Origin of the sequence: Sphingobium sp. TB-6 (assembly GCF_012927365.1) — a bacterium.
Taxonomy (GTDB): domain Bacteria; phylum Pseudomonadota; class Alphaproteobacteria; order Sphingomonadales; family Sphingomonadaceae; genus Sphingobium.
In genome coordinates, this window is sequence record NZ_JABBGL010000037.1 from 1 (window position 1) to 10,446 (window position 10,446).

Genomic DNA, 10,446 nt, shown 5'->3' on the forward strand with positions numbered 1-10,446 from the left:
AATCGTCGCCTCGCCAAAGACTTCGAGCGGACTATCAAATCCGCAACCGCGCTTCTCTATGCCGCCGCTGCCATCGTCCTCATCCGACGCATCGCTCGTTACGCATGAGATTCAAGACAGGCTCTTAAAGGACGCCTATGCAGACTAGCTTCTCCCCGGCACAGTTGGCCGATCCGGCAACGGCGTCCTCAGAAGCCGTAATTCGCAGATGCGTGCGCTGTGGTTTTTGCACAGCGACTTGCCCGACCTATGTCTTGCTGGGGAACGAACTCGATTCACCCCGCGGCCGCATCTATCTGATGAAGGACATGCTGGAAAATCAACGGCAGCCGACGCCCGAGGTGGTGAAGCATGTTGATCGGTGCCTTTCGTGCCTGTCATGTATGACGACCTGTCCATCCAGCGTGAATTATATGCACCTGGTCGATCATGCCCGGGCCTATATTGAGGCCCGATACCGGCGGCCCTTGCTCGAGCGTCTGATCCGGGGGGTGCTGGCGTCGGTGCTCCCCTATCCCCGGCGATTTCGCTTCGCTCTTGCGCTGGCTCGCGCTGCTCGTTTTGCGGCGCCGCTCCTGGGACAGGCAGAAACGCTGCGACCGTTGGCGGCGATGCTGACGATGGCGCCCGCTAAGAAGGCGCCAAAACCGCAGGACAAGCCATCGGTGGTTCCGGACGCCAAGGGTCGGGTGATCCTTCTCCAGGGGTGCGCCGAACCGGTGCTGAAGCCCGAAATCCGCGCCGCCGCCGTTCGGCTGCTCAATCGCTGCGGTTATGAGGTGGTGTTCGCGCGAGGCGAGGGTTGTTGCGGAGCATTAGTGCACCACATGGGGCGGGAACAGGCCAGCATGGCGGCGGCACGGCGCAATATAGATGCCTGGACCCATGAACTGGAGGGGAAGGGACTGTGCGCCATCGTGGTCACCACATCTGGCTGTGGCACCACCGTCAAGGATTATGGCTTCATGCTGCGAAACGATCCAGCCTATTCGGACAAGGCTGAGCGCATATCAGCCATCGCCAAGGATATCACCGAGTTGCTGGCGGAGACGGATTTGCCGGCCGCCACGCCGCGCGGCCTAACCGTCGCTTATCATTCTGCTTGCTCGCTTCAGCATGGGCAGCGTCTGAATGAGGCACCAAAGACCTTGCTCATCAAGGCAGGCTACAAAGTCGTTACCCCGGCTGAGGCGCATCTGTGCTGCGGATCTGCCGGAGTGTACAATATTCTTCAGCCGACGATTGCAGATCAACTTGGGGATAGGAAGGTTTCGCACATCGAGCGGCTGGCCCCAGATATTATCGCATCCGGCAATATCGGCTGCTCCATGCAGATCGGCAACCGAACGACGCTGTCTGTGGTACATACCGTTGAATTGCTGGATTGGGCCACTGGCGGACCTGAACCACCGTCGCTTTATCAGGGATTCAAGGGAGCATGATTATTACTTTCTGATAGCTCTTCTCGACTTCGTCCGACACCAGAGCGACAGCAGCGTCACTTTTTCAGATCGACCTCCTTCCATTGCATCGTCAACAGCGCGACATTGCAGAACAGCAGACGATTGATGTGCATATTGCCCCTTCCCGAAAAATCCTTGGGAGGGGGCTTAGGAACGGAGGATCGTTCGTGACCAACGCGTATTGCGCGGCGATCTATGGCTTCTGCCAAACTGTTGAGCGGCGCTTCACGATCGTCACGCCGCTCAAATAATGGCCAGCTTAATTGGACTTAGGGGCAGGGGTCGGGCAGGTCGCGATGAATCGCTTCGATCGCGGCCAGGGCATCCTCTTCCAGTTGGATGTAGATGCTGCCGATGTCGATCTTGAGCTGATCCAGCGATGTCGCGCCGATGATCGTGGAGGTGACGAAGGGCCGGCTGTTGACGAAGGCCAGCGCCAGTTGCGCCGGATCCAGCCCATAAGCCTGCGCGACGGCGACATAACGGGCCGAGGCCGTCGCCTGGCCGGGCAGGTCGTAGCGCACGAACTGGCGGCTGACGTCGCGGCGCGATCCCTTGGGAATCCGCCCGCCCAGATATTTGCCGGTGAGATTGCCGCCCGCCAGAGGGGAATAAGCAAGCAGCGACACCTGTTCGCGCAGCGCAAATTCCGACAAGCCATATTCGAAGGTGCGGTTGAGCAGATTATAGGCGTTCTGGATCGATGCGACGCGCGGCAGCGCCTTTTCCCGCGACAGGCGCAGATATTCCGACACGCCCCACGGCGTTTCATTGGAGACGCCGAAATGGCGGATCTTCCCCGCCCGCACCAGATCGGCCAGCGCGCCCAGCGTTTCCTCGATCGGAACCGTTTCGGCCGTGTCGGCCAGCCGGGTCAGCCCGCGCACCCCGAAGGCGGGCACGGGCCGGTCGGGCCAATGCACCTGATACAGATCGATATAGTCGGTGCGCAGCCGGCGCAGGCTGTCCTCCACCGCCTGCTCGATATTGCGGCGGTCGAGCCGGTTGTTGCCGCCGCGAAACTCCCGCACCGGATCGCGCGTGGGACCGGCGACCTTCGTGGCGAGCACGATGTCATCGCGGCGTCCACGGCCAGCGATCCAGTTGCCGATATAGGTTTCGGTCAGGAACTGCGTTTCGCGGGCCACTGGCGTCACCGGATAGGCTTCGGCGGTGTCGATGAAATTGACGCCCTCGCCAAAGGCATGGTCGAGCTGCGCATGGGCCTGCGCCTCGCTATTTTGCGAGCCCCAGGTCATGGTGCCCAGGCAGATCAGGCTGACCCTGATCCCGGTGCGCCCCAATATGCGATATTCCATAGTCGACCCCTAACCAGATTTCGGCCCCTCCATAACGGCTGACGAAAGCGGGTCACTCAAGATAATTTGATAGAGCGTTGAGCGCGGCTGCTTTGAAGTCCGCCGACGGCGTCGGCCGGCTCAGTTGTCGCAATATTCCCAGCGGCCCGCATTGCAGGCGGCCACTGCGCGGCGCCAGGCCGCCATCTCGCGCGCATAATCGGCGCGGGCTTCGGCATAGGCGTCGCGGTCGCTTTGCCGCACGCGATAGCTTTGCCTGTTCCTGGCGTCGCGCTCGCGCACATAGGCGAGCTGCTGCTGGTTCATTCGCTTGATGATCGCGCTGTCGCGTGCCCGCGCCGCGGCGCTGCGCATCGTGGGATCATGCGGATCGTCAGCCAGCGCCGCACCCGGCAATAGCGACGCACCCATCATCACCGCGCAAATGAACGAACCAAGCTTCATGACCATGCGTCCCCTTTTTTCTTGCACCAGCTATTTGCGCGGCGGCCGGAACAAGGCAACCGATTTGCGACGAGCGGCGGTCCGGGCGCCCGCCTGCAAGCGAAAGTCATGGCGCGAGTGGATGGACCGCTTCCAGGTTCAGCCAATTCGCTATGTTGGCCAGTTCGGACTGCAAGGCGTCGCGGCTATGATCGGGGGCATCGGGTTCGAGGTGGACCGATTGCACGATCAGCCTGGATGCATGGCGATCCGCCTTGAGGTCCACCCGCGCAACCAATTGGTCGCCCAGCAGGAAGGGCAGCACATAATATCCATGCAGCCGCTTCTCTGCCGGAACGTAGATTTCTATCCGGTAGCGGAAGCCGAAGAGCCGCTCGGCCCGGTCGCGCTCCCAGATCAGCGGGTCGAACGGCGCGAGCAGTGCCTGCGCCTCGATCCGCCGTGGTCGGCGGGCGTCGCGGTGCAACCAGGCATGTCTCCAGCCGGGCACCTCCACCGGGATCAGCACGCCCTCCTCGGCAAGCGCATGGATGGCGGGGCGGGCCTCCTCGGGCGATTGGCGGAAATAGTCGCGCAGCTCGCGCTCGGTCGCGATGCCGTGCGCCGCCGCCGCGCGCTCGATCAGGGCGCGGTGCGCCTCGGCCTCCGTCGGGGTCGGCAGGGCGAGGATATTGTCCGGAATGACCCGCTCGGTCAGGTCATAGACCCGCTCGAAACTGCGGCGGCGGGTGGCTGTCGTGATGTGTCCCGCCCAGAAAAGCCATTCGAGCGCCCGCTTGGTGTCGCTCCATTCCCACCAGCCCGACTGCCCCTTATGCGCTTCGAAGTCCGATGTCGCCAAAGGGCCGTCCACTCTGATCCGGTCGAGCAGCGCCATCGCCTCCGCCCGCCGCTCGGTCGCGTAGAGGCGCATCCGGCCCCACCCAGCTTCGCCGCGATCGGCCTGCGCCATGCGCCAGCGCAGGAAGGGGTGCATGGCGAAGGGCAGCAGAGATGCTTCATGCGCCCAATATTCGAACAGCTTCCGCCGCCGGCCCGCACCCCAGGCCAGAGTGTCGAGATCGGCACGGTCATAGGCGCCCAATCGCGAAAATGCCGGCAGATAGTGCGCCCGGGCCAGAATATTGACGCTGTCGATCTGATGCAGGTGCAGCCTGTCCAGGATTCGCTGGAGATGGATGGGCCGCGGAGTTTCGCTTCGCTTGGCGCCGAAGCCTTGGGCTGAAAGGGCGATGCGCCTCGCCAGCGGCAGCCCTATACGCTCGATCTTCGTCACTGGCACAGGCTAGAGGGCGCTGCCGACGGTGACAATCCCAAACCCGCTGTGGCCGCTCATGGGAACAGGCCGCGCAAATGATTGGCCGCACCGACACGGCTCAAGGCCTCGATCATGGCGGCGGTGCGCAGGTCGACCTTTTCCGCCTGGGCGCGGCGCTGCGTGCGGGCCAGGGCGTCGGTCAATATGTCGCGCATGCGCAGGTTGATCTCCTCCAGCGGCCAGGTCAGGTTCTGAAGCCCCTGCACCCATTCGAAATAGGATACGATGACGCCGCCGGCATTGGCCAATATGTCGGGCAGCACGATGATGCCGCGCGCTTGCAGCATGTCGTCGGCCTCCAGCGTCGTGGGACCATTGGCGCCCTCCGCCACGATCCGGCAGTTGATCCGCGAGGAATTTTCGGCGGTGATCTGGTTCTGCAAGGCGCAAGGCGCCAATATGTCGCAATGCAGTTCCAGCAGGTCGCGGCTGGGAATGATCTCGCCATAGGGGCAGCCGAAAAGCTGCCGGTGCTGGCGGACATGGTTTTTCAGCAGATCGATCGGCAGCCCCTTGGGGTTGTGCAGCGCCACGCTGACGTCGCTGATGCCGATGATCTTCGCTCCGGCTTCGGCCAGGAAGGTGGCGGCATGCATCCCGACATTGCCGAACCCCTGCACCACCGCGGTCGCGCCGTTGAGGTCAAGACCGATCTGGCGGCATGTTTCGCTCACCAGATAGGCGAGACCGCGCCCTGTCGCTTCGTGACGGCCCAGCGATCCGCCCAGCACCACCGGCTTGCCCGTCACGACCGACGGGACGGAATAGCCGACATGCTCGCTATAAGTGTCCATGATCCAGGCCATGACCTGCGCGTCGGTGCCCATGTCGGGCGCCGGAATGTCCTTGTCGGGGCCGATCATGCCGATGAATTCCGACGTGTAGCGGCGGGTGAGCCGTTCCAGCTCATCCTTGCTGAGCGCGGCGGGATCGACCCTGACCCCGCCCTTGGCCCCGCCGAAGGGTAGTTTCGCAAGGGCGCATTTCCAGGTCATCCACATGGAGAGGGCAGCGACTTCGCCCAGGCTGACGTCGGGATGATAGCGCAGGCCGCCCTTGGTCGGCCCCATGTTCAACACATGCTGTACCCGATAGGCGAAGACGGTTTCGACCTGATCGATGCCGTCGCGCTTGAAGGGCAGGGCGGCGATCTGCGTCCGTTCGGGAAACAGCAGGCGTTGCCGGATATTGGGGTCCAGCCCGGCGATATGGGCGGCCTTCAGAAATTGTTGCTGGGCGAGGTGGAGCATGGCCGACGACCATTCCGCCCCGCGCGCATGGGTCCGTTCCATCGCATAGTGGATCGATCGGATCAGCGTCGCGCTGTTGATGCCGTCCTTGAGCAGATAATCCTCCGCCCCGCCTTCCACGGCCTTGCTGGCCAGCCCCACATCGTCCATCGCGCTCTGGACGATGACGGGGATGCGCAGGTCATGCGCCCGGACGCGATAGAAGGTGTCGAGCGCCGTGCTGTCCGGCAGCATCAGGTCGAGCAGCACCACATCGATCCCGCCGACCTCCAGCCGTTCCAGCGCCTGTCCCAGCGTGCCGGCCAGCACGGTTTCGAACACCGGATTGTCGGATCGGCCGAGCAGCTTCTCGATCAGCCGCGAATAGACCGGATTATCCTCGACCAGCAGGACGGTGATGCGTTTGTGCGTCATGGCGTTTCACCTCAACTCTTGAGACCTCATGAATCTTGCGTGTTCCTGGCTTGATCCGAATTGCGTCCGCCGAGCCGCGCGGCCAGTTCTGCGAGCAGCCCTTCGATTTCGAAGCGCAACAGGTTCCAGCCGTCCTCCACGTCCCGGAAATTGCTGTCCGCGCCCATTTCTTCCAGGCGGAAAGCCGCGGCCCCCGCCTCGGATGCCGCGAAGATGTGCGCCGATCCTTTCAGGCTGTGCGCGGTGCGCTGAAGCTCCTGCGCGTTCCGTCCGTCGATCGCGGCGCGAACCTGCCGCATCATCTCCGGGCATTCGTCGATGAAGACGCCTGCCAGTTCGATCAGCAACTCCTCGTCGCCGTCGGCATTCTTAAGCGCCTTGGTCCAATCAAGAAGCGTGCTCATGGCCCGGACCCTTCCTCGCTATGGGGCTTCGCCGCGCTGGCGAACCGCCCCTCCACAACCTCGTAGAAATCCTCCGCCCGCAGCGGCTTGGAGATATAGTCGTCCATCCCCGCATTCAGGCAGCGTTCGCGGTCGCCGCGCATCGCATGCGCCGTCATGGCCACGATAGGGACATGATCCCCGGTGCCGCGTTCCCGTTCGCGAATGGCGGCCGTGGCCTGGAACCCGTCCATCACCGGCATCTGCACGTCCATCAGCACCACGTCGAAACGATCCTGCGCCAGCGCCTCGACCGCCTGCGCACCGTCCCCGACGATTTTCACCCAGTGCCCACGCTTTTCCAGCAGGCGGAGCGCGAGGCGCTGGTTGACGGCATTGTCCTCCGCGACCAGCACATGCAGCGACGGGCGGTCGTGAGGCGCCGGCTCGGGCAGAACCGTTTCCTCGCTCACCGTCACCTTCAGCACGGCGAATATGGCCTCCAGCAGTTCGGACTGGCGTATGGGCTTCAGCAGGAAGGCGGCAATGCCGGTCGCCCAGGTGCGGCGGGCCATCTCGTCCTTCTGCGCGGAAGAGAGCATGATCACCGCCGGACGGTCGGCCTCGCTGCCTCGCGCAATTTCCTTTGCGACGGCAAAACCGTCCATGCCCGGCATCATCATGTCGAGCAGCACCAGCCGCAAGGGACGGCCTATCCCGGCCGCGTTGCGCAGCGCGGTCAGCGCCTTCGGACCGCTCTCGACCACCAGCGGCTTCATGCCCCAGCCGCGGATCATCTCGTCCAATATGCGGCGGTTGGTCGCATTGTCGTCGACGATCAGCACCGGCAGGCCGTGCAGCGAGGGCGGTTCGGCTGGCTGGCTGGCCGGTTCGCCCTGCGCCAGCGCGAAGGGGATGGTGAAGTGAAAGACGCTGCCCCGGCCGATGGTGCTATCCAGTTCCAGCCGTCCGCCCATCAACTGCACCAGTTGCGAGGCGATGGTGAGGCCAAGGCCCGTGCCGCCGAAGCGGCGGGTGAAGGAGGTGTCGGCCTGGGAAAAGGCTTCGAAGATCAGTTTCTGCTTGTCCGCCGCTATGCCGGGGCCGGTGTCGCTGACCGCGAAGTGCAGCCGGGCCTGCTGCCCCTCCATCCATTCGACCGCCACATCCATCACCACCTCCCCCCGTTCGGTGAAGCGCAGCGCGTTGCCGACGAGGTTGATCACCACCTGCCGCAGCCGGTGCGGGTCGCCTTCCAGCGCATCGGGCACGCCGAGCGCGACATGGCAGGCGAGTTCGATCCCCTTTTCGGTGGCGCGTCCGGCAAAGGCCTGCAAGGTGTCGGCCAGCTCGTCGCGCAGGCTGAAGGCCACATGCTCCAGTTCCAGCCGCCCCGCCTCGATCTTCGAAAAGTCGAGAATGTCGTTGATGAGATGGAGCAGCGCGTCCGCCGATTGCGTGATCATGGTGAGATATTCGCGCTGCGATGCGGACAGCCTGGTATCGCTCAGCAGTTCCGACGCGCCGATGACGCCGTTCATGGGGGTGCGGATCTCATGACTCATATTGGCGAGGAACTGGCTCTTGGCGCGGGTCGCGTCCTCCGCCCTGTTCTTGGCCGCGCGCAATTCGGTTTCGGATTCCTCCAGCTGGATCGTCCGTTCTTCCAGCCGCATGTTGACGCCGCGCAGCTCCGCCGTGCGCTGGGCCACCACCTGTTCGGTGCGCGCCCGCTGGTTGGCCAGCGAAATGAGATAGATGAAGAGGATCAGGGTGACGGCCAGACCGCCGGCCAGCGCGATGGTGGGCGTGGTTGCCGCCCGCTTGTCGCCATAGGCGCCGGTCGCCGCGGTATAGATGGTGAAGACGCTGTTGCCGATGACCAGGGAGCTGGAATGGAACAGGTCCGAATCCATGGCCGGACCGGCGCCGGGCCGCCGCTTCGTCTTGCTTCCGGGCGCCATGATCGACAGCAGCACCCGCTGCGCCGCCGGGGCGGAGGAATCGAGCAGATAGAGGTCCACGCCCTTCCTGGGCATCAGATCGATCGCGCCCTGGATCACGTCACCGATGCGCAGCACGGCAACCACAAAGCCGGTGAGATGCGCGCGCCGCTGATCGACGGCGATCTGCTCCCCGCCGTCATAGACCGGCGCGAAGACGGCGATGCGGGGCGTATCGTCGCCCATTTGCGGCATGCGGATATGGGCGGCGGCGGCGATTTCGCCGCTGTCGCGGGCGGCCAGCATCGCCGCGTGCGCGAACGGGTCAGATCCCCAGTCGAAGCCCAGCATCTCCGGTGCGCCGCCCAGTGCGGATTCCGCGTAGAATATCGGGAAATAGGCGTCGCGCCGCTCCGCTCCGACGGTTGCCCCATGGGCATTGAGCTGGGTGAACCGGAAAGTCCCGCCATTCGCGCTTGCGCCCTTATCCTCCCACGCCTTGCGCTCGCCGCTGGGGACATAGGGCACCCATTGGACGGAATCGAGGCTGGACAGCCCGGTCAGATAGACGCTGGCAAAGGCCTTGAACTCGTCCGGGCCGACATCCTCCGATGCCTGATAATAGCCCAGCAGAGCCCTGATCACGCTGGTTTCCGAGAAGAATTGCCGCTTGATGCCTTCAGCGCGCTGCTCGGCCTCCAGGGTGAATTCGGTTTCCGTGGACCGGCCCTGTTCAATGACAAGCCATTGCCATACGCCCACCGTCAGCAGCAGGCTGACGATCCCGACCATCAGGGCGAACCAATATTTCACGCCACCTTTCAACCAGTTCCCGGAACCGGTTGCCGTTGGCGCGGCGGAGGGAAGGGGGGCAGGTTCGTTCATGACTGACCGCCCCTTGCAGGAACGGGCTGCCATTCGCGGACCTGACGCTGCGCCTCCGCAATTTGCGCGGGCGTCATGCTGCGCGACAGACGGTCGATATTCTGGCTTGCCTTGGTGCGGAGCGATGGCGCGCGGGCGTTGGCCTGGCCCAGCGCGAACCATTTATACGCCGCTACCGGATCTCGGGGCACTCCCTGGCCGCCGCCGTAGATAATGCCGAGCTGCACTTGCGCGTCGGCATTGCCCTGGGATGCGGCGCGTTCGAACCAATAGACGGCCTTTAGCTGATTCCTGGTGACGCCCCGGCCGATCATGTAAAGGACCGCCAGCGTGAATTGCGCGCCGATATGCCCTTGTTCGGCCGCTCTGGTGTACCATCGCGCGGCCTCCACCAGATCCTGCTCGACGCCGAATTCGCGCAGATAGATTTCGCCCAGATTGAACTGGGCGTCCGCCACCCCCAGCGCCGCGGCGCGGCGAAACCATTTCATCGCTTCCTTATAATCCTGCCCCGCGCCCTGACCGCGAAGATACATGCGGCCAAGGCTGTTCTGCGCGCGCGGATCGCCATTATCCGCCAGCGACTGAAACAGGCGCATGGCATTGGCATAGTCGCCGCGCCTGTAGGCGGCGGCGGCGTCCTCGAAGGGCCCCGCCAGGCATGGAAGGGAGAAAAGGAGCAGGCCAACCAGCGACGCTCGCCAGACACAAAAAGGGGCCAAGGCGACAAACGCGCTTCCCCCCTTTCTTCGGGGTTCCGTTTTTCCGCTCCGGCCCCACATGACGGCACCTTTCCGGCATATCGTGCCGGATCGAGTCCAGAATGGACGAGCAGGGACCATATTAACGCAGATAGGGCGGGAAGGCTCGATCTTTCAGAGGGCTGGTGCGGCTATGCGTCCAAAGGCGCATTTCCAAACAGATGGGGTGATTGGGGCTCACCACCGAGTCGGTGGGGTGGCTGCTCCTCGCAGATGGTAAGACGTGGTCCGTATCGAGCGGCCACAACCATGAGGAGGAGCAACCA

The 10,446-nt window shown here is 63.8% G+C and carries 8 protein-coding genes and 1 pseudogene; 2 read left to right on the forward strand and 7 right to left on the reverse strand.

All coding sequences use genetic code 11. From position 1 onward, the window contains the following. Positions 1 to 108: pseudogene (locus HHL26_RS23705) on the forward strand (IS5/IS1182 family transposase); the annotation flags it as partial. 29 nt (positions 109 to 137) lie between these two features. Next, positions 138 to 1,442 (forward strand): glycolate oxidase subunit GlcF, encoded by a 1,305-nt coding sequence (gene glcF, locus HHL26_RS23710; protein WP_066555456.1) that lies wholly within the window; start codon positions 138 to 140, stop codon positions 1,440 to 1,442. A 290-nt stretch (positions 1,443 to 1,732) separates the two neighbouring features. On the opposite strand, the gene HHL26_RS23715 is transcribed toward glcF, so the two are convergent. The 7 genes from HHL26_RS23715 to HHL26_RS23745 all read right to left on the reverse strand — a co-directional run bounded on the left by HHL26_RS23715 (position 1,733) and on the right by HHL26_RS23745 (position 10,141). After that, positions 1,733 to 2,782 carry an NADP(H)-dependent aldo-keto reductase gene (locus HHL26_RS23715; RefSeq protein WP_066555460.1) on the reverse strand — a complete coding sequence of 350 codons (1,050 nt, stop codon included), beginning with the start codon at positions 2,780 to 2,782 and terminating at the stop codon, positions 1,733 to 1,735. A gap of 120 nt (positions 2,783 to 2,902) precedes the next feature. After that, complete coding sequence (locus HHL26_RS23720) at positions 2,903 to 3,226, reverse strand: hypothetical protein (RefSeq protein ID WP_066555462.1); 324 nt, start codon at positions 3,224 to 3,226, stop codon at positions 2,903 to 2,905. A gap of 106 nt (positions 3,227 to 3,332) precedes the next feature. Beyond that, positions 3,333 to 4,502 carry a crosslink repair DNA glycosylase YcaQ family protein gene (locus HHL26_RS23725; protein ID WP_237229971.1) on the reverse strand — a complete coding sequence of 390 codons (1,170 nt, stop codon included), beginning with the start codon at positions 4,500 to 4,502 and terminating at the stop codon, positions 3,333 to 3,335. A 56-nt stretch (positions 4,503 to 4,558) separates the two neighbouring features. Further along, the gene (locus HHL26_RS23730) at positions 4,559 to 6,208 is read right to left on the reverse strand and encodes a Glu/Leu/Phe/Val dehydrogenase dimerization domain-containing protein (protein WP_066555466.1); all 1,650 of its coding nucleotides are present in this window, start codon (positions 6,206 to 6,208) and stop codon (positions 4,559 to 4,561) included. Positions 6,209 to 6,234: 26 nt separating this feature from the next. Continuing rightward, a complete protein-coding gene (locus HHL26_RS23735) occupies positions 6,235 to 6,612 on the reverse strand; it encodes an Hpt domain-containing protein (RefSeq protein WP_066555468.1) in 378 nt (125 codons plus the stop codon). Beyond that, positions 6,609 to 9,419 carry a response regulator gene (locus HHL26_RS23740; RefSeq protein ID WP_066555470.1) on the reverse strand — a complete coding sequence of 937 codons (2,811 nt, stop codon included), beginning with the start codon at positions 9,417 to 9,419 and terminating at the stop codon, positions 6,609 to 6,611. The genes HHL26_RS23735 and HHL26_RS23740 overlap by 4 nt, the downstream gene beginning before the upstream one ends. After that, on the reverse strand, positions 9,416 to 10,141 hold the full coding sequence (locus tag HHL26_RS23745) for a tetratricopeptide repeat protein (RefSeq protein WP_066555472.1): 726 nt from the start codon (positions 10,139 to 10,141) through the stop codon (positions 9,416 to 9,418). Before HHL26_RS23745 ends, HHL26_RS23740 begins: the two co-directional genes overlap by 4 nt. Positions 10,142 to 10,446 lie beyond the last annotated feature (305 nt).

Bases quoted from the DNA above. Each gene is read 5' to 3' on its own strand.
- glcF (WP_066555456.1), top strand. From the start codon at position 138: ATGCAGACTAGCTTCTCCCCGGCACAGTTGGCCGATCCGGCAACGGCG.
- HHL26_RS23715 (WP_066555460.1), bottom strand. From the start codon at position 2,782: ATGGAATATCGCATATTGGGGCGCACCGGGATCAGGGTCAGCCTGATC.
- HHL26_RS23720 (WP_066555462.1), bottom strand. From the start codon at position 3,226: ATGAAGCTTGGTTCGTTCATTTGCGCGGTGATGATGGGTGCGTCGCTA.
- HHL26_RS23730 (WP_066555466.1), bottom strand. From the start codon at position 6,208: ATGACGCACAAACGCATCACCGTCCTGCTGGTCGAGGATAATCCGGTC.
- HHL26_RS23735 (WP_066555468.1), bottom strand. From the start codon at position 6,612: ATGAGCACGCTTCTTGATTGGACCAAGGCGCTTAAGAATGCCGACGGC.
- HHL26_RS23740 (WP_066555470.1), bottom strand. From the start codon at position 9,419: ATGAACGAACCTGCCCCCCTTCCCTCCGCCGCGCCAACGGCAACCGGT.